The 18,176-nt window shown below is 59.8% G+C and carries 16 protein-coding genes; 8 read left to right on the forward strand and 8 right to left on the reverse strand.

Annotated features, from left to right (window positions below; translation table 11 throughout):
* Window positions 1-142: 142 nt before the first annotated feature.
* Complete coding sequence (gene mug, locus NTD85_RS03545) at window positions 143-664, reverse strand: G/U mismatch-specific DNA glycosylase (protein ID WP_262141442.1); 522 nt, start codon at window positions 662-664, stop codon at window positions 143-145.
* An 87-nt stretch (window positions 665-751) separates the two neighbouring features.
* On the opposite strand from mug, the gene NTD85_RS03550 reads away from it, so the two are divergent.
* On the forward strand, window positions 752-1,696 hold the full coding sequence (locus NTD85_RS03550) for a LysR family transcriptional regulator (RefSeq protein ID WP_262141443.1): 945 nt from the start codon (window positions 752-754) through the stop codon (window positions 1,694-1,696).
* A 44-nt stretch (window positions 1,697-1,740) separates the two neighbouring features.
* Here the strand turns inward: NTD85_RS03550 and NTD85_RS03555 are convergent, their stop codons facing one another.
* Window positions 1,741-1,992: a DUF2790 domain-containing protein gene (locus tag NTD85_RS03555; protein WP_103485918.1), complete on the reverse strand. Its 252-nt coding sequence runs from the start codon at window positions 1,990-1,992 to the stop codon at window positions 1,741-1,743.
* Window positions 1,993-2,626: 634 nt separating this feature from the next.
* Between NTD85_RS03555 and NTD85_RS03560 the strand changes: the two genes are divergently transcribed.
* Window positions 2,627-3,355: an NYN domain-containing protein gene (locus tag NTD85_RS03560; RefSeq protein ID WP_262141444.1), complete on the forward strand. Its 729-nt coding sequence runs from the start codon at window positions 2,627-2,629 to the stop codon at window positions 3,353-3,355.
* A gap of 27 nt (window positions 3,356-3,382) precedes the next feature.
* On the opposite strand, the gene NTD85_RS03565 is transcribed toward NTD85_RS03560, so the two are convergent.
* The 3 genes from NTD85_RS03565 to NTD85_RS03575 form a co-directional block, all read right to left on the reverse strand.
* Window positions 3,383-4,651 carry a DUF1479 domain-containing protein gene (locus NTD85_RS03565; protein ID WP_262141445.1) on the reverse strand — a complete coding sequence of 423 codons (1,269 nt, stop codon included), beginning with the start codon at window positions 4,649-4,651 and terminating at the stop codon, window positions 3,383-3,385.
* Window positions 4,652-4,768: 117 nt separating this feature from the next.
* Window positions 4,769-5,641, reverse strand: coding sequence for a helix-turn-helix domain-containing protein (locus tag NTD85_RS03570; RefSeq protein WP_262141446.1), 873 nt, complete (start codon window positions 5,639-5,641; stop codon window positions 4,769-4,771).
* 55 nt (window positions 5,642-5,696) lie between these two features.
* The gene (locus NTD85_RS03575; protein ID WP_045122414.1) at window positions 5,697-6,149 is read right to left on the reverse strand and encodes an Lrp/AsnC family transcriptional regulator; all 453 of its coding nucleotides are present in this window, start codon (window positions 6,147-6,149) and stop codon (window positions 5,697-5,699) included.
* Window positions 6,150-6,328: 179 nt separating this feature from the next.
* Here NTD85_RS03575 and NTD85_RS03580 point away from each other — a divergent pair, with 179 nt between their 5' ends.
* The 4 genes from NTD85_RS03580 to NTD85_RS03595 all read left to right on the forward strand — a co-directional run bounded on the left by NTD85_RS03580 (window position 6,329) and on the right by NTD85_RS03595 (window position 9,038).
* Window positions 6,329-6,946, forward strand: coding sequence for a LysE family translocator (locus NTD85_RS03580; protein WP_098968506.1), 618 nt, complete (start codon window positions 6,329-6,331; stop codon window positions 6,944-6,946).
* 25 nt (window positions 6,947-6,971) lie between these two features.
* A complete protein-coding gene (gene panB / locus NTD85_RS03585; protein ID WP_003224363.1) occupies window positions 6,972-7,814 on the forward strand; it encodes a 3-methyl-2-oxobutanoate hydroxymethyltransferase in 843 nt (280 codons plus the stop codon).
* A gap of 26 nt (window positions 7,815-7,840) precedes the next feature.
* Window positions 7,841-8,314, forward strand: coding sequence for a MaoC family dehydratase (locus NTD85_RS03590; RefSeq protein ID WP_098968367.1), 474 nt, complete (start codon window positions 7,841-7,843; stop codon window positions 8,312-8,314).
* A gap of 361 nt (window positions 8,315-8,675) precedes the next feature.
* Entirely contained in the window at window positions 8,676-9,038 is a 363-nt protein-coding gene (locus NTD85_RS03595) for a DUF6124 family protein (protein WP_123588099.1), read from the forward strand.
* Between the two features lie 159 nt (window positions 9,039-9,197).
* Here NTD85_RS03595 and NTD85_RS03600 read toward each other — a convergent pair whose 3' ends face one another.
* On the reverse strand, window positions 9,198-11,615 hold the full coding sequence (locus NTD85_RS03600) for an arylsulfatase (RefSeq protein WP_262141447.1): 2,418 nt from the start codon (window positions 11,613-11,615) through the stop codon (window positions 9,198-9,200).
* 50 nt (window positions 11,616-11,665) lie between these two features.
* Window positions 11,666-12,952, reverse strand: coding sequence for an anaerobic sulfatase maturase (locus NTD85_RS03605; RefSeq protein ID WP_262141448.1), 1,287 nt, complete (start codon window positions 12,950-12,952; stop codon window positions 11,666-11,668).
* A gap of 349 nt (window positions 12,953-13,301) precedes the next feature.
* On the opposite strand from NTD85_RS03605, the gene NTD85_RS03610 reads away from it, so the two are divergent.
* The gene (locus NTD85_RS03610) at window positions 13,302-14,282 is read left to right on the forward strand and encodes an AraC family transcriptional regulator (RefSeq protein ID WP_262141451.1); all 981 of its coding nucleotides are present in this window, start codon (window positions 13,302-13,304) and stop codon (window positions 14,280-14,282) included.
* A 197-nt stretch (window positions 14,283-14,479) separates the two neighbouring features.
* Window positions 14,480-16,003, forward strand: coding sequence for an EAL domain-containing protein (locus tag NTD85_RS03615; protein WP_262141449.1), 1,524 nt, complete (start codon window positions 14,480-14,482; stop codon window positions 16,001-16,003).
* 133 nt (window positions 16,004-16,136) lie between these two features.
* Here NTD85_RS03615 and NTD85_RS03620 read toward each other — a convergent pair whose 3' ends face one another.
* Window positions 16,137-18,056 carry a tyrosine-protein phosphatase gene (locus tag NTD85_RS03620; RefSeq protein ID WP_262141450.1) on the reverse strand — a complete coding sequence of 640 codons (1,920 nt, stop codon included), beginning with the start codon at window positions 18,054-18,056 and terminating at the stop codon, window positions 16,137-16,139.
* Between the last annotated feature and the right edge of the window lie 120 nt (window positions 18,057-18,176).

Genomic DNA, 18,176 nt, shown 5'->3' on the forward strand with positions numbered 1-18,176 from the left:
AGAAAAAAGTGCGCAAGAAGTTGCGCAGTGCTGTGCAACTTCTTGCGCACTTGGCTGGAGGGCACGGTTTATAAGGGTTTGAAGTAGATTCTCGGGTGAAATCCGTGAAACAACTGCGCAACTTTTTGCGCAGTAGTGATGTTTAGACTTTCGACGCTGACGACGCCACTTGCAGTTGACGATAAGCGTCGACCAACTGCTGAAGATTGAACGCGAGGTTCCTGCCGCTCGGGCTCGGCAACACCCACACGTGCGCGCCGCCGAAGGTCCTTGCCTGCGGCCCCCACGCCACCACCTTCTGCCCCGACAACGCCGCATACGCAGCCTTGCCAAGGAACGCCACAAAGCGCGGCGCATGGCGGCTGATCTTCTGTTCAAAGCCCAGGGCCGCTGCGGCGAACTCTTGCGCCGCCAACTGATCCGCCCGCGCCGTCGGCCGCTCGACCACCGCCGTCAACCCGCAGCCAAATTGCATGATGCTTCGATCCTCCTCCGCCCGCACTTCATGCGGGGTGAACCCGGCCAGATGCAAGGTGCGCCAGAAGCGATTCCCGCGTCCGGCAAAATGATGCCCCTGCGCCGCCGCAAGCAATCCCGGATTGATCCCGCAGAACACTACCGAAAGCCCCGGCGCCAGAATGTCTTCAAGCCCTTCACCCGCCATGCGCGCGCCCCTCGTTCGCAAACATTTGCAACACCACCCACGGCAAACCCTAGAATGGCCATCCCAGCCACAGAGCCAACCACAACGATGGACGTCATTCAGACCCTGCGCTGCTTCGTCGCCGTGGCCCAGAGCGGCAGCTTCACCGCTGCGGCCGACGTGCTCGACACCACCACGACCAACGTCTCCAAAGCCGTCTCCAGCCTCGAAGCCCGGTTGCACACGCGCCTGATCAACCGCACCACCCGCCGCCTCGCCCTGACCGAAGCCGGCGTGCGTTATTTGCAGCGCGCCGAAAAAATCCTCGATGACCTGCGCGAAGCCGATGAAGAAGCCGGCACCGCCCAGACCCTGCCGGTCGGGCGTCTGAAGATTCACGCTATGGCCGCCATCGGCAACCACTACGTGATCAATGCAATCGCCCGTTACCGCGAGATTCACCCGACGGTGATGTTCGACCTGACCCTGAGCAATCGTCTGCCCGATCTGCTCGAAGAAAGCTACGACATGTCGATCGTCCTCGCCCGCGACCTGCCCGATTCCGGCTTCGTCGCGCAACGCCTTGGCACTACTTACAGCATCCTCTGCGCCTCGCCGTCGTACCTGGCCAAACGCGGCCACCCCGCCACACCCGCCGACCTCGCCGCGCACGACTGCCTGCGCATCGTCAACACGGTGATGCCTGCAGAAAACTGGGTGTTCGAAGGGCCTCAAGGCATGGAAACCCAGAATATCCCGGACTCACCCTTCCACATCAACACCGCCGACGGCATGGCCACGGCAATCAGAAATGGCATGGGCATCGGCATTCAACCGCTGGCATCAGCCGTCGAAGGATTGGTCGGAGGCACACTGGTGCGGGTACTGCCGCGGTACCGCCTGGAGGAATACAACCTGTTCGCGATCTACCCGTCGCGCAAATTCGTCGACGCCAAAATCAAGACCTGGGTGGAGTTCCTGAAAACCGCCATCCCGCAACTGCTGGCATCGGATGAAGACATGGCCGGTGCCAAGGAGCTTGCCAACGCTTAGTGCCGCAGACCTGGAGTGTCGACCCTCCAGCGCCGGCATCGACATCAACCGTTGGAACAACCGCTGCCCATCACCTGGTATTGCACGACATGCCGCGCACCGGTCGAGTCTTCATAAGTCATCTGCACCGGCACCGCGCCGCATTGATTGGCCGCTTCGGAGATCGACACCACGTGGGCGATGTCTGCTTGAGCGGCGGCGTTGTACGCCTCGACTTGCGCGGTTTCATCCGCCGCAAAGGCTTGCGCGCCGATACCACCGAGGACCAGAAGAAGAGCGATTTTTGCAAGTTTCATGATGTTCACCGTCTCGTGGGGAACCGTGTTTGTTCACGGAGTGGAGACGATGTTAGGGGGTGAAGCGCACGGCAAAAATCGGTCGTCTGGACAAACACTGTGTCCAAAATAGTGATGAATAAACCCGAGCATCGTGGATACCCAAATCGCGAGCAGGCTCACTCCTACAGGTTTGGTGCCTGCCACAACATTCGCAAACACCGCAAAACCCACTGTAGGAGTGAGCCTGCTCGCGATGGCGTCAGCCCAGTCACCGAAAAGCCCGAAGCTGGCGCAAGCTCAAGAACCGCCCCATCATGGTCGTTGTCAGTCACCAACAGGCAAACCACTCATATCAGGCCGTTATCCCCCCCACATTTGAGGCTACAAGCGCCCGCGCATTTGCCTACAAATCTTGCGGAAGTGGCTGGCTTGTACGTTTTGCCCTTCAGCTTTATCGTTCTGCTCGTCGTTGCCCATCATCGAAAGCGATGGGCGTACAAGATTGAAAGCAAAGCTTGATCAAACCGAGAAGGAGCGGTTGACGCCCGCGTCGCCCGCACCTAATCTGCCCCCATCCCGCCCAAGGCAGTACGCCGTCCTAACCATCCAGGACGTGCCAAACCCTTGGGCGTTTTGTTATCAGGAACAAAGCATGCCCACAGCGGTATTGGTCGATGGCGCATTTTTCATCAAGCGCTTTCGAAGGATTGAACCTCAAAATGCATTCAATGCTGAACGTGCCGCTGATCTTGTCCATCGATGGGCTACTGCCCACCTTCTTGGCAAAATCATTTCTCGCCATAACGGCCAGCCGCAAGAGCTCCAACAACGTCACAGAAGAGAGCTGTACCGAATTTTCTTCTACGACTGTCCCCCGCTAGATACCAAACAGCACAACCCGATCACCAAAAAAGCAGTGGATTTCTCCAAGTCCAGAGAGGCGGTATTTCGCAAGGAGCTCCATGCCAGATTGCGTAATAAACGCAAGCTCGCCCTACGGCTAGGGCATCTATCGAAAGATGTGAAATGGACAATAAAGCCAGCAAAAATAGCGCAGCTTTTAAAGGGTAAAATCCTGATCGCCGACCTTACGGAAAATGACGTCAGCATTGAAACCCGACAAAAAGGGGTTGATATGCGGATAGGTCTCGATGTGGCGTCCTTATCATTCAAGCAACAGGTGGACCAAATTGTGCTCATTGCAGGTGACGCTGATTTTGTTCCTGCGGCAAAAATGGCCCGGCGAGAAGGTGTTGATTTCATACTAGACCCGATGTGGCAGAGCATCCCGGATGGTTTGATGGAACATATCGACGGTCTGCGCTCAACATGTCCCAAGCCTGCGCTCCGCAACCTTGCTCAGAGCGGTATTACTGCATAGTCGTTGTTTCAGTCGGTTTACGTGGTCTCACTCCAGCCCAAGTCCCGCGCGCCCCATCGAATTCAGACTCTCCACAGCAAAACGCTCCACCCACGCCCGCTCATAATCCTCCCGCGGAAAATCATCCGGCGAAGCACCCTGCGCAAACGCCCTGAACACATCCCGCGCATAGCGCAGATTCTTCGCACACATCGGCGCCGCCGGCACGTACATCACGTTGCCCCAGCCCTGCTGGTTCTGCACCGGCGCGACGCTATGGATTACATCGCAATGCCACCACACCGAATCGCCGGCCTGCACATCCGGAATCGGACTTAGCCCCTCGATCAGCAGCGGATGCCATTGCCGCGACACCGGCAGCACCTTGCCCGGCGCCACTCCACACAATTCGTCTTCTGGCACGTCATCGAGCAGCGGCCGCAGCAGCAGGTACGCCATCGCCTTGGGGACCGGCAAGGTGTGCAGCACGCCTTGATCGGCCTGCATATCCGACAGCGCAGTCCAGCCCTGAAACGTGCGAAACGCCGAACACTTCACCGTGTCCTTGTAGGCGTATTCATCCACCTCGGTACGAAACGCCGCATCCCACGGGTCGTAGGCCGCGAAGTCGTTGCTGTAGATTTTGTCGAAGACTTTCAGATACGCCGGATGCAGCCAGCGCTCCAGCGCCCCGGAATCGGTGTGCGGGCCAAGGCCTTTCGAGTGCGTGCCCGGCGGACGCCGACGTACCCGATCCGGATACAGCGCGTTGATGTCCGGATTGAACCACTCCTGACCGTGCGAATGAGTCTTCCACAACCGATTGAGAAACGCCTGCGCCGTGCCCATCCGCTCATGCTGACGCAACTGCATTTGCGCCGCCGACCAGTAGATCGGAAAAATCTCCGGCCGCGACGCCTCGAGATTGCCGAAAAACTGATCGACCGGCCCACGGTAAACCGCATCGAACCGGTTCCTGTCGAGGTAATCCAGCAAGCCCTGGTCCCACTGCAGCACCTGCTCGCGGGGGAAGTGATTGCGGATCACCACGCAACCGCGACGCTTGATCAAAGCCAACTGCTCGGCAGTCACTGTGCCAGCGGCGATATCAGCGAACTCCAGCACCGGCCAGCCCGACCCGGTCTGCGCCTCCTGGGCTTTGACCGACGCAATCTCGCCGGCAATAAACTCACTGACCTCGGCGAACAGCCCCTGCACATCGCCGATCTGCGCGCGCAAGGTGCGTTTCATTTTGACGATACTGTCGCGGTAACTCTCCGGAAGCGTTGCGCTCTCGAATGCCTGGTATTTGCTCATCGGGGGACCTGCAGACCTTGTTGTTGGTGCAGGTATGGGACCACTTCCGATGGTGGCGGCGGCAGCCTGAATTGCCGCGTCGAGTAATACGATTGTGGCGTTGTAGCGGCGCGCTGCTTACTGAAAGTGATGACCGTGCTGACGACGAAACTCCGAAGGCGTCAGCCCCTTCAACGCCTTGAACTGCCGATTGAACAGCGCCAGCGACGAGTACCCTACCTCTTCGGCAATCAGCGAAACCGTCGTATTCCCCTGCATCAACAACGCACAGGCGTGTCCGACTTTTAGCCGTACGATGTAGTCCAACGCCGTGCAGCGCGTATGCCGACGGAACATTCGATGAAACGCCGACACGCTGACGCACGCCATCTCGGCCAACGCCGGAATGCTGATGGCTTCGGCGTAGTGTCCATGCACGTAATCCAGAACCCGATGTATACGGGGATCCTCAACGATCTGACTGCCAATCTGAGAGTCCGGCGCCGACAGGATTTGCCTGGCATCAACGTCCCGTGTCAGTTTGCTCAACACGGTCAGCAGCGCGATCAAACGCTCGGGCAGCTCCTGCTCGACCATCGCCTCAATCAGCGGCCGAATCTCCCGCGACGCCGCCGCACTGAAACTCAATGCCTGCCGCGCCGCCACAAGCAATTGCCGCAGCGACCCCATCTCCGGAAACAACGTCACCAGCGACTCCGCCCACGCCGCCGAAAACCAGATCACCAACGCCACATGCGGTTGCCCGGCGTCGACCCGCTCCGCCGACGACCAGCTATGCGGCACATTCGGCCCGACCAGAATCAGATCGCCGTCATCGTAAGCCGCGACGTCATTGCCGATATAGCGATGGCCACGACTGTTCAAGGTCAGCGTCAGTTCGTACTCGGGGTGGTGGTGCCACTCAAACGGAATTGCCCCTGGCAGGCGCCGGTTCAGCAGCGTCCAGGAGGCAGTGGCTTCGGTGGGGATTTTTTCGAAACTGGGTTTCATGGTGGACGATTCTGCTCTGTGGCGTGGGAGGCACGCCCCGATCGTATCACTCTGTTTACAACGGCAACGGTCGATCCTGCACCACGCGCTTCATCACCAGCGTCGAGGTCAGCCGCTGCACATTCGGCAAAGTCGAAAGGCACTCGTCATACAGGCGCTGAAACGCTGGCAAATCCTGAGCGATGACGTGCAGCAAATAATCCGGTTCGCCGAACAACCGTTGCGCATCCACCACCTGCGGAATCTCCACCAGCGCCGCCTCGAACGCCTCCACCGCTTGCCGGTCGCCTTCGCGCAACGTGGCGAAGACCATCGCGGAAAAGTTCAGGCCCAGCGCGGCGGGGTCGAGTTTTGCCCGGTAGCCGAGCAGCACCCCGGACTCTTCCAGCGCCCGCACGCGGCGGTGGCAGGGTGAAAGGCTCAGGCCCACGCGATCGGCCAGTTCGGTGACCGACAGCCGACCATCCTTTTGCAGCTCAGCAAGAATCTTCCGATCAGTTCTGTCCACGCAATAAAACCTTCTAATCTGATGCGCCATGACGACCATCTTTGGAAAAATATTCTAGCCGAGTTTGCTTATTCTCCCTCAACCAAAAACTGCCGCACCGCTGCAACCGGCGCGGCACTTGATTGATGGAAAACCAACATGAGCAAAGCAACGCCACGTCAACGGCCATGGGTGACGCCATGACCTTCAGCGTATTCGCCGCTTTCTGGGCGGTATCGATTCTGTTTGTGATCACCCCCGGCGCCGACTGGGCCTACGCGATTTCCGCAGGCTTGAAGCACCGCGTCGTACTCCCCGCCGTGGGCGGTCTGCTGTCCGGGCACTTACTCGCGACGCTGATTGTGGCGGCCGGGGTAGGCACGCTGATCGCCGGACATCCGCTGGCCCTGACAGCACTGACCGTAGCCGGCGCCGGTTACCTGCTGTGGCTGGGCGCCAATCTGTTCGCCCGCCCTTCCACTCCGCACGCCGCAGCGAGCCAGACCAGCGACTCATGGGCGCGCTGGGCCTTGAAGGGTCTTTGCGTGAGCGGGCTCAACCCGAAAGTGTTCTTGCTGTTTCTCGCCCTGTTGCCGCAATTCACCGACGCCGGCGCGCCGTGGCCCGTGCCGCTGCAAATGGTCGCGCTCGGCCTGGTGCATACCGCCAGTTGCGCGGTGATCTATCTGCTGGTCGGGTTTGGCTCACAGGTGGTACTGCGCGCCCGGCCTGCAGCGGCACGCAGGGTCAGTCGAGTTTCAGGGCTGATCATGATTGCGATTGCGCTGGGGCTGCTGATCGAACAGCTGCACGCCTGATTCTTCCTCCTGACGAGATCTGCCAATGACCGAACACACCTCACCCTACGACACCACTGCCCTAACCAAGCCGGCAACACGTCTGCGCATCCCGCAGCTCAAACAGATGAAAGTCGAAGGGCGCAAATGGGCGATGCTGACCGCGTACGACATGTACAGCGCAGTAATTTTCGAGGACGCCGGCATTCCCGTCCTGCTGGTCGGCGACTCAGCGTCCAACAACGTGTTTGGCAACGACTCGACCTTGGCCGTGACCGTCGACGAACTGCTCCCGCTGGTGCGCGCCGTCACCCGATCAACCCGGCGGGCCTTGGTCATCGCCGACCTGCCCTTCGGCTCGTACCAGGTTTCACCCGAACAATGCCTGCAAACCGCCGTGCGTTTCATGAAGGAGGCTGGCGCCCATGCGGTGAAGATCGAGGGCGGTGTCGAATTGCTGCCACACATCGCCAAGCTCAGCGTCTCGGGCATCCCGGTCATGGCCCACATCGGTTTCACCCCGCAGATGGAACATCAATTGGGCGGCTATCGTGTACAAGGTCGGGGCGAAGACGGGCAGCGCCTGATCGACAGCGCCAAAGCGCTGGAAGCCGCCGGCGCGTTCGCCCTGCTGATCGAAATGGTGCCCGGCGACGTTGGCGCAGCGATCACTCAAGCGGTGGCGATCCCCACTGTGGGCATCGGCGCCGGCAATCAGTGCGACGCGCAAGTGCTGGTCTGGCAAGACATGGCCGGCCTGCGCCAGGGACGTCTGCCGCGCTTCGTCAAACAGTACGCCGACCTGCGCAGCGTCCTGCAAACGGCGGCCAGAGACTTCGCCGACGACGTACAGGCCGGCACCTTCCCCGGCCCCGAACACACCTTTTAACCAACCGCCAGCAGCAGGAGGCCCCCATGCAAACCCCGAGACAACGCGCCGCCGAAGGCCTCAAGGTGGGCGACCGCTTCAACGTCGTCCGCCGTTTCACACCCGACGACGTCCATCACTTCGCGCAACTGTCCCGCGACTACAACCCCGTCCACTGCGACGCGCACTATGCGCAACTGCGAGCATTCAAAGCGCCGATCACCCACGGCCTGCTCACGGCCAGCCTGATGACCGAAATCGGCGGCCAGATCGGCTGGCTCGCCACCGGCATGAACCTCCAGTTCAAGCGCCCCGTCTATCCCGGCGAAACCATCACCTGCCACTGGCTCATCACCAGCATCGACGAGCGAGGCCACGCAACAGCCGAAGTCAGCGTCTTCAACGAACAACACATCACCGTGCTCGAAGCTATCACCACCGGCGTCCTGCCCGGCGCGCCAGAACGCGAATACATGAAACACATGCTGGCCGAGGGCGACCCTACCAATGGCGCGCGATGACGCGTTTAAACAGAGTTGTTTATATGACACCCGGTGTTACGTCCCCAAGGCTACAACGCCTTGCGCCATTGCCTACGACTACGCCAGAATCCGCCGGCTTGTGCGCCCAGGGTGCGGGTTCTATCGTGGGTCGGTCGCTGAAAAGCAGCGATCGGGTTTGGTAGCCCGGTTTCACACATGGCGCAAAACGTCACCTTACGCAGATGCTTTCTGGCGCCTGTGTTTTATGGTGGCCATGCGCAGGGCGCTTTCGAGCGCGCCGGTTTTTCCATGTGTGCCGGTCTACCAACCTTCGTAATGGCCACCACCCTCGTTTGGTAGCGAATGTGATGGTTCCCTTAGCCACATATGGAGCGTCACTATGTTCAAGGTCACACCAAACCCACCCGAAACCGAAACGGTCTCCCCCTACGAATCCCCCGATTCCCGAAAACTCAGCGAAGCCGCCGAACGCGCCCTCGACCACTACCTGAACCCCGCCAGCCAAATCATGGCCACGCCCTACACACCCAACGCCATGTTCCTCGCCAACCCCAAAATTGCCACCGAGGAATTATTGGCGAACGCCAGTGAATCACTGGGTTCGGCGACGGTGATGTTGGGGGATGTCGCGGCGCTGGTTGAGGGGCCGATTCGCAAGACGCTGCTGGGCATTGCGCAGGTGGTGATGCTGGGGGAATTGGCGGTGAATCAGGCGTTGGATAATGTTGTGCCGATGGCATAACGAACGCTCTCTCCTTGGCGCTCTATGGTGAGCGCCCAAGGAGGGATCTGCCAGAAACCGAAACGCGAGAATCGACTGCTTTCGGCCAGAAACTGCCATCCGCATTTAGAAATAACGGAACAAACCGAAGCCTGACTCAGGCTCCGGTATAGCTGCTCCTTATTGCGTAGCGATGGCTGCGTCACGTTCCAGCTTTTTAGTTTTTTCTTGAGCCTCTGCACTTAACTGCTGTGGCTGGATGTTGATGTCCACTTTTTCGAGAGCGCCGGTAAATGGGAACGGCCCCTCGTAATCGTTGGAGACTGCTTCGCCAGTATCGCGACCAATGTCGAAGGTCTCGGTTGCGCTGTAGCGGATCGGCGGCACGTGGGCAAAATGGGCCCGTCCGACCTCCTTGCCATTGATCAGCAGCACACCAGTACCGCCACCGCCAAAGGTCTTGTCTTCATGCGTGTACTGGAATTCGGCGACCACCTTACCGGCAGGCAGTTTTTCCGGGGATTTGATCTGGTCGCGCTCCTTGCCAAAGAAGTTGTTCTCGTACACCAGGTAACCGTCCTTGACGAACAGCGTGTATCCCGCGCTGCCACCTTGGGCGACGATGACGCCCTCGGTTTTCGCGTCGGCTTCAAACACGGCTGTCACCGTGTGAGAGCGAGCCTTGACGTTCGGCGCTGTCCCTTCCGGCACACGCACAGTGCCAGGATAGAACGTGAACTGATCACGCCCGCGAGAAAGGCTTGGACGGTCGGGAACATTCCCACGCTCTACAAAACGGTCGTCCAGCGGCAGTACGTTGTACTTCCTGGCCTCGGATTCGAACAACGCCTGAAGCTGTTTGAGTTTGGCCGGATTCTTCGCCGCCAGGTCATCCGCCTGACTGAAGTCCTTGCTCAAATCGTAAAGCTCCCACTTGTCGTTCTCGAAGTCACCCTTGCGCCCCAGCAATTCCCACGGCAAACCGTGGCGGGCGGCCGCTACCCAGCCGTCATGGTAGATCGCGCGATTGCCCATGATTTCGAAATATTGGGTGGTGTGCCGGGTCGACGCTTTGGCATCGTTGAAGCTGTAGAGCATGCTGACACCCGCCAGCGGAACCTGTTTCTGCCCGTTGACGGTCTCCGGCATTTTGATACCGGCCGCCTCGTAGATGGTCGGCGCCACATCAATCATGTGATGCCACTGGTCACGCACCTCGCCGTGCGCCTTGATACGGGCAGGCCAACTGACGGTGAAACCGCTGCGCGTGCCGCCGAAGTGACTCGCCACCTGCTTTGTCCACTGAAACGGCGTATCAACAGCCCATGCCCAGCCCACTGAGAAGTGATTCTCATGTTTGGGGCTGCCGATTTCGTCGATGACTTTCAGCATGTTCGGCACGTTGTCCGGGATACCGTTTTGCGTGGCCATGTTGTTGACCGTGCCATTCAATCCGCCTTCGGCAGAGGCACCGTTGTCACCCAGTGCCAGCATGACCAGAGTGTTATCGGCATTCGGGCTTTTAGCCACGGCATCCAGTACTCGCCCTACTTGCTCATCAGTCTGAGTCAGAAAACCGGCGAAGACTTCCATCTGCCGACTGTACAAGCGCTTTTGATCGTCGGATAGCGTGTCCCAGGCCGGCAGTTCTGCGGGGCGCGGGGTGAGCTTGGCTGAAGCCGGAACAATCCCCAGTTTTTTCTGTTGGGCAAACACCATCTCGCGATAGCTGTCCCAGCCCATGTCGAACTGGCCTTTGAACGGTTCTATGTAGGACGCAGGAACTTGATGCGGCGCATGCATGGCACCGGGAGCGTAGTAGACGAACCAAGGTTTTTTGGGGGCTACTGATTGTTGCTCGCGCAGCCAGTTGATCGCGTGATCGGCCAGGTCTTCGTTGAAGCTGTAGCCCTGTTCCGGAGTTTTTGACGGCTCTACCGGCACGGTATTTTCAAAAAGCTGAGGGTAGAACTGACTGGTTTCGCCCCCCTGAAAACCATAGAAATAACCGAAGCCCTTGCCCGTTGGCCAACGATCAAAAGGCCCGGCCGAGCTGGTCTCCCAGTCCGGCGTGTCATGCCACTTGCCGAACGCAGCGGTGGTGTAGCCGTGATCTTTGAGCACTTGACCGATGGCGGCGTTGTTGTCCTCCCAGACGCTGTTGTAGCCCGGGAACCCCGTTGCGCCTTCAGTGATGCCGCCCATCCCGACCTGATGATGATTGCGCCCAGACAATAATGCGGCGCGAGTCGGTGAGCACAACGCGGTGTTGTGCATCTCGTTGTAACGCACGCCTTGCTCGGCCAGTCGATCAAAGTTGGGCGTTGGCGTCAGGCCGCCGTAAGCCGAAGTACCGGCGAACCCGAGATCGTCGATCAGGATGACCAAAACATTCGGTGCATCCTTGGGCGGGGTCACAGGTTGCGGAAAGTCGGACTTGGACGTTTTGTAGGTTTCGCCGACGGTACCACCGAACGGTGCTGTCGGCAGCGGCAGGCTGGCGCCCGCTGTTGCGGGGGCGGCTTGGGCGGTCAGCGAGCCGACACTGCCAAGTAACGCGGTGGCCAGCATGAATGACGGTTTACTCGGTTTGGACATGCATCAACTCCCTTTGCATTCAAAAGTCTCAGGCAATCAGCTGATAAAACTCAGCCAAGCCTGGTAATCATCAACGTGGCACCCACGATCTCGCTGGGTGAACGGCCTTGAGCAATCAATCCGGACATGGCTCGCAGATAAGGCGCTGTATGGGCAAAGAATTGGTAGTAGCCTTTACACAAATAGTTGAGCCCCGGTTCGCCTTCATCTGTTTCGATGAAACGATGTTTTGGGCAGCCGCCCCAACACCCTTTCAACATGTTGCACTGCTGGCACTGCTTGGGGAGTGAGGTCAGCTTGTCCTGGCCGAACTTCTGTTGCTCCGGGGATTGCAGCAAAGTGGACAGGGACTGCTGGGTGAGATTGCCCAAGCGGAATTTTGGATACACGTAGTGATCACAGGAAAAAACATCGCCGTTATGCTCGACGACCACCGCCCGGCCACAGGTGGGCTGGTGGTGACAGGCCGCGCCGGGCTCGCCCATGTAGTTCGCAAGCGCCCACTCGAAATTCATGACGTAAATCCGGCCCACATCACGCTTGATCCAGACATCGAAGATCGCGTTGAGAAACGTGCCGTAGTCTTCCGAGCCAACAGACCAGGAGGTCAGATTTGGTTCGGCCTTGTGCGAAGCACTCAAAACCAGATCACTGTCCGGACCGTGCAAGGTGAAACCCATGGCGGCATCCGCCACGTCGGGAAGCCTTTCGACGATGGGGATGAACTGGATGTACTCGACGCCGAGCTGACGGAAGAACTCGTACACCCTGAGGGGATCCTGGGAGCTGCGTCGGTTGACGCATGCGAGGATGTTGAAACGAACCTTATATTTTTTCAGCGACTCAAGGGCACGCAGGACCAAGGCATGGCTTGCATGACCGCTGGAGGTGACACGGTACTCATCGTGAATATCGGCCGGACCATCTAGTGACAAGCCCACTAAAAAATCATGCTCGGCTAAAAATTGACTCCACTTGTCGTCGATCAATAACCCATTGGTCTGGAAGCTGTTGGTGATCTTGCGGCCAGCGCTATGAACCGCCTGCATTCTTATCGCATGCTGGTAGAACTCCAACCCCATCAGTGTTGGCTCGCCGCCCTGCCAAGTGAACGCTACTTCGGTCTGGTCGGTGTGCGAAGCGATGTAGTTTGCGACGTAACTTTCCAGCACATCCAGATTCATTCGGTGACGACGCTCGTCACGATACAGCGCGGCCTTTTCTAGATAGAAGCAATAATCGCAATCCAGATTGCAATCAGCCCCGCTGGGCTTGGCCATAACATGAAACGCGTAGGGTGGCGCAGGAACATTACGAGCGTAGAAGACTGCTGACATCGACTTGACCTTTCTACCTGTGCGGAATGCAGCATTGACTATAGACTGGTTTCTCGAGTGGGCAATTGACAAGAGTGTCGATCAAACGGACAGATTTGCGAGCAGCAATAGCTGACAGAATCTGATCATGTCCTCTATCCCGTTCGGTGGGAAACCACTGCTGCTACGACGCATTACTTTCAAAGCCGCGGAATTGAGTCCGATCAAAACTTGGCTGAAAGGCTGCTTTTGGCCGAAAGCGTACCTATTTCCAGTGACTCATTTTCGGTCACAAATCTGTCACCCCCAAACTGCTAACATCCCTCCGCCTCCCTTATCCAAGAGCCCCCAACCCAAGGTGCCCCCCAAGGTGTCCCCAAGCCCCCACCAAAAAATCATCCTCCGCTCCGAAAACCTCCACTCCGAAGACTTCGGCGCCCTCTTCTCCCGGCTCTTCGGCAATCGCTACGCCGACACCCCGCCGATCCCCTCCAACATCATCATCAGCGGCGTCTACGGCAGGCACGACGGCGTCAGTTTCCGGCGCATGCATTACCACGGCGATTTCACTGTCACCTTCCCCGACCCGCAGGATGAGATCACGTTCGTGATTCCCACGGCGGGCAAGATTGTGTTCAACCACCGCACCGAGTCCGTCGGCATGGCCCAGGTGGGGTTGGCGATTGATAAGGCGGATATCCGTTCGATGCGGTTTCTCGACAATCATGCGCAGCACGGGATTTCGGTGAATCGGGGGCAGCTCACGGAGCGGTTGGCGGCGTTGTTGGGGCGGCCGATTGTGCAGAAGATTGTGTTTGAGCCGGCGGTGGATCTGCACTCGGCGGCGTTTCAGGGGATCAAGGCGTTGATCGATCTGGCGACGGGGACGGAGTTTGATTTGTTGCTCAACAGCGGCACGCTGATGCCGTCGCGGTTGCGCGAGATGTTGATTGATGCGGTGCTGGAGGCGTGGCCGCACAATTTGACCGAGGCGTTGCGCCAGCCGGCGCCGAGGGTGGCGCCGCGGCATGTGAAGTTGGCGGTGGAGTTTATTCAGGCGCATCCGGAGCAACTGGTGAGTGGGGTTGAGTTGGCGCGGTTGAGCAATGTCAGTCAGCGCGCATTGCAGGATGGGTTTCGGCGGTTTGTCGGGATGTCGATTGTGGCGTATCAGCGGCAGGTGCGATTGGAGCGGGCTTTCGAGGCGCTGGGTCAGCGGCATTCGGCGTCGGTGACGGAGGTGGCGTTGCGCTTTGGCTTCAGTAATGTCGGACGGTTTTGTCAGTATTTTCAGCAGGCGTATGGGGTGAGTCCGGCGGATTTGCGCTCGGGCGCGCGCCCGCGACGCTGACAGGCGTAGGCGGCAGGAGTATTGATCTGCGGCAAGACCGGTCGATGGCGCCGGCGCTAATCTATGGTCGCTGATTAACAGCCGTGCAGCCGCACGTCACGGGCCGTGGGCCAAGGTGGCGTCAAATGAACAAAAAACGCATTGTCTGGGGGAGCATTCTCCTGGGCCTTCCGTGTGTCTTGCTTCCAGTACTTTTGATGGGTTACGTCGCCTGGGTGTTGAACCTGGCAGCGGCGCAGCAACGTCTCGAATCGCTGGCCAGCGTGGCGTCCAGCCGCGCCAACAGTACTTTCCAAGAAGCCGCCGGGGTGCTGAAGAGCGTCGCCGCGTCGAGCCTTGCGCCGTGTACGCCGGAGAGCATCGACGAGATGCGTCTGCTGACCATCAACACGTTTGCGGTGAAGTCGATCGGCTATGTCGAGGAAGAGGTTTACGCCTGCGGTTCGTGGGGGCCGGTGGGCCATCGGGTGACGCCGTGGAAGGAAGATTTTGTCACCGCTGACGGGGTGCGCGTGTCGCTCGGCGTGCAGGCGCGGATCGTGCCGGCCAAGCCGATGATGGCGCTGCAGTATGCGGCGTTCAATGTGCTGGTCGACCCTGAGCAGTTTTTGCAGGTGTTGGTTGAGGACGATGTGCATTTGATGGTCGGCACCGCTGCCGGGAAACTGGTCGGCGTGTCGCGGCCGGGGGCGGAGCGCTTCATGAGTCGCGTGCACCTGGGCCCCGCTTCGGCGCTGGAGGACGGTTATCTGTATACGCGGGTGCACAGCGGTGATTGGGTGGCGATTGCGGCGGTGTCGCGCCATGAGTTGCTGCTGGGTCTGGTGCGCCGGGAGATGCTGTTGCTGCCGATCGGCGGGTTGATTGCCGGGATGCTTGCGCTGGTGATTGTGCGGCGTACGCGCAAGCGTCTGTCGCCACTGGCCGAGCTGGAACTGGCGGTGCGCAATCGTGAGTTCATCGTGCACTATCAGCCGATCATTGATTTGAGCGATGGCGCTTGTGTCGGGGCCGAAGCGCTGGTGCGCTGGCGGCATCCGGACGGCAGCCTGGTGCGGCCCGATCTGTTCATTCCGCTGGCTGAGCAGAGTGGGCTGATTCTGCCGATCACTGATCAGGTGATCGATCACGTCATGCAGGATCTTGGGCCGCTGCTGGTAAAAGAACGCAGCCTGCATGTGGCGATCAATCTGGCGGCGGCGGATATCAGCAGCGGGCGGTTCCTGCCACGGCTCAAGTCGGCCATGAGCAAGGCTGATGTGTGGCCGAGCCAGATCTGGCTGGAGGCCACGGAGCGCGGTTTTGTGCAGATCGAATCGGCGCGGCAGACAGTGAATCAGGCACGCGAGTTGGGGCATCTGGCGGCCATCGATGATTTCGGCACCGGGTTTTCCAGCCTGCAGCATTTGCAGCAGCTGCCGCTGGATGTGTTGAAGATCGATAAGTCGTTTGTCGACACTATCGGGCGTGATCCGGAGGCGAGTTCGGTGACCGCGCATATCATCGACATGGCCAAGAGTTTGCGCCTGAAGCTGGTGGCTGAAGGGATTGAGACGGAGGCGCAGCTGGATTATTTGCGCAGTCGTGGCGTGGATTTCGGGCAGGGGTGGTTGTTTGCCAAGCCGATGCCTGCAGAGGAGTTTGTGGGGTTCGTTGGGGAGCGTTGTGGGAGGGCTGCGGAACTGAATGGTCAGGTCGGTGAGCTGGTTGGGTGTGTTTGACAAGGCTTGTTTTCAGGGCCGCTTCGCGGCCCAGCGGGAGCAAGCTCCCTCGCCACAGGTTCGGGGGGCACCTTCTGTTTTTGGGGTGCCTTGAGGATTGAGGTCATCCCTGACCTGTTAGTCCTCCCCTTCTTTAGAACGCGTAACTGGCCTTCAGGCTGCCACTGAAACCGTGGCTGTCACCACCGCCGCTGGCACCGACTTCCGCGCCGACGCTGACGGCGCCGAGGCTGGCCATCAGGTTGACGCCGCCGCTGAACTGGTCGCGGTTGTCGAAGGCGGCGCGCTGTTCGATGTCGAGGCCCAGCAGATGGCTCTGGCTGTTGACGTCGTTGTTGCCCAGGGTGCGTTCGTAGCCGACTTGTACGCCCGGCACCAGTTGCCAGGCGCCCATCGTGACCGGGGCGAACGCCACGTTGAGGTTGGCGACGGCGCTGCGGCGGGTGGCGGTGTTGTCGTCGACGTCGAGGGACAGTTCGCTACCCTTCTCTTTGAAGCCTTTGAGGTCGAGGTGGCTGACGCGCAAGCCGAGGCTTGGTTCGAGGATCATGCCGTTGACCGGTGCGCGGTAACCCAGCGCCAGCGTCGCGCCGGTGAGGTTGCCGTGGGTGTCGCCCTTGGCGGTGCCGAGGCCGCCGCCCAGTTCGCGTTTGCTGTCGTAATCGACGTAGCCGGCGCTGGCGTTGGCGTCGACGAACAAGCCGCGTTCCAGGCTGGTGAAGCCGTAGCGCGCGCCGAGGTTGAAGAAGGTGAAGTCGGTATCGGCCTCGCCACCCGCGCCGCCGACGGTGCCTTTGCTGTAGCCGAAACCGCCACGCGCGCTGAGTTGTTCGGAGAAGCGCTGGGTGATGCCGACCATCAGGCCCTGGCTGTGTTCGTTGCTGCTCTCGGCGTGGGACGAGCCGTCGGTGCCGAGGTATCCGGCGAGCGCGGTGGTCCACAACCGGTATTGGCCGACTTTTAGATCGGTGCCGCTGGCGTAAGGCGCGGCGGCTTGTTCGATCAGCGCATTCTGCCGCAGCAGGTAGCTGGCGGCGTCAGCGTGAACCTGACCGCCGACCTGGGATTCAACACCGCCGAGGGTACCGGCGTCGATCGCCGATTGCAGGTAGTAGTTGTAGGCGCTGTAGGTGCCGGACAGGCTGGTGTTCTGCAACTCGCGCAACAATTCGGCACCGGCAGCGGCGTTGCCGATCAACCCGGCCTGACCCGGCAGGCTGTTGTACTCAACCAGTTTGCCGCGCAGCACGTAGATAGTTGCCTGCGACAGACCGAGGCCTTGTTTTAGGTAGTTGTCCATGCTGCCGTATTCGGCGGTGACTTCATCAAGCCCGGCCTGCAGATAGCTTGCCTGCACGCCGAGCAACGGCGCATAGACCGAGGCCATGCTTGGCGGCATTGCTTTAAGAGTCGCGGCGACGCGGGCGGCGGTGTAGTCATTGGTCGCCAGATAGTTGGCCATGATGCTCGCGTTATCGACCCCGGCGATGCTCTGCAACACGGCGGCGGTCCAGCCAGTGCGGTCCTTGCCGGCGGTGCAGTGGAACAGCTGCGCACCGTCGGTGGTGGCCAGTTCGTTGAACAGCTTGCCGAACTGGCCGCGCATCCCCGCGTCGCTGACGAAGGCACGGTTGGTCTGTTCCATCATCGCAATGGCGTCGGCGGCGCTTTTGAACGACACGGTGGTGATGTTCGCACCCGAGGTGGTGCTACCGATGATGTCGATGTTCTGGTAGGTCGCGCCGGTCAGCAGGGTGTCCGGGGTGCCAGCGATTTCGCTCGGCGTGCGCAGGTCGTAGACGGCTTTGATGCCCAGGCTGTTGAGCGTCGCCAGATCCGCTGCCGACGGCGTGATCGCGTTGGAACGGTAGAACACGCCGCCACGCATCGTGCCGTCATGGGCCGTGGTATAGGCGGTGGTGAGGCCGGCGACGTCACGGAAGTTGTCGATGCTTTTCAGGCGCGGCGTGTCAAGCGCGACGGGCTCGGCAGCGTGGGCAGCGGCGATGGACAGGCTCAGAACGGACAGCGAACACACAAGACGTTGGAACACAGTGCAGCCTCATTGGAGTTAGCGTTGGGCTGGCTACTATCTGCAATCAACTGATACTGAATATGACAGAACGACTGCGCACGCAAATGCCTGCGTGATTGGGCCGTGGGCTGCGTTTTT

The organism is Pseudomonas sp. 13B_3.2_Bac1 (assembly GCF_025466205.1).
In the GTDB taxonomy this organism is placed as follows: domain Bacteria; phylum Pseudomonadota; class Gammaproteobacteria; order Pseudomonadales; family Pseudomonadaceae; genus Aquipseudomonas; species Aquipseudomonas fluorescens_H.

Coding starts and splice junctions, on each gene's coding strand:
- NTD85_RS03555 (WP_103485918.1), bottom strand. CDS start 1,992: ATGAAACTTGCAAAAATCGCTCTTCTTCTGGTCCTCGGTGGTATCGGC.
- NTD85_RS03560 (WP_262141444.1), top strand. CDS start 2,627: ATGCCCACAGCGGTATTGGTCGATGGCGCATTTTTCATCAAGCGCTTT.
- NTD85_RS03590 (WP_098968367.1), top strand. CDS start 7,841: ATGCAAACCCCGAGACAACGCGCCGCCGAAGGCCTCAAGGTGGGCGAC.
- NTD85_RS03550 (WP_262141443.1), top strand. CDS start 752: ATGGACGTCATTCAGACCCTGCGCTGCTTCGTCGCCGTGGCCCAGAGC.
- NTD85_RS03615 (WP_262141449.1), top strand. CDS start 14,480: ATGGGTTACGTCGCCTGGGTGTTGAACCTGGCAGCGGCGCAGCAACGT.
- panB (WP_003224363.1), top strand. CDS start 6,972: ATGACCGAACACACCTCACCCTACGACACCACTGCCCTAACCAAGCCG.
- NTD85_RS03580 (WP_098968506.1), top strand. CDS start 6,329: ATGACCTTCAGCGTATTCGCCGCTTTCTGGGCGGTATCGATTCTGTTT.
- NTD85_RS03600 (WP_262141447.1), bottom strand. CDS start 11,615: ATGTCCAAACCGAGTAAACCGTCATTCATGCTGGCCACCGCGTTACTT.
- NTD85_RS03570 (WP_262141446.1), bottom strand. CDS start 5,641: ATGAAACCCAGTTTCGAAAAAATCCCCACCGAAGCCACTGCCTCCTGG.
- NTD85_RS03565 (WP_262141445.1), bottom strand. CDS start 4,651: ATGAGCAAATACCAGGCATTCGAGAGCGCAACGCTTCCGGAGAGTTAC.
- NTD85_RS03595 (WP_123588099.1), top strand. CDS start 8,676: ATGTTCAAGGTCACACCAAACCCACCCGAAACCGAAACGGTCTCCCCC.
- mug (WP_262141442.1), bottom strand. CDS start 664: ATGGCGGGTGAAGGGCTTGAAGACATTCTGGCGCCGGGGCTTTCGGTA.
- NTD85_RS03605 (WP_262141448.1), bottom strand. CDS start 12,952: ATGTCAGCAGTCTTCTACGCTCGTAATGTTCCTGCGCCACCCTACGCG.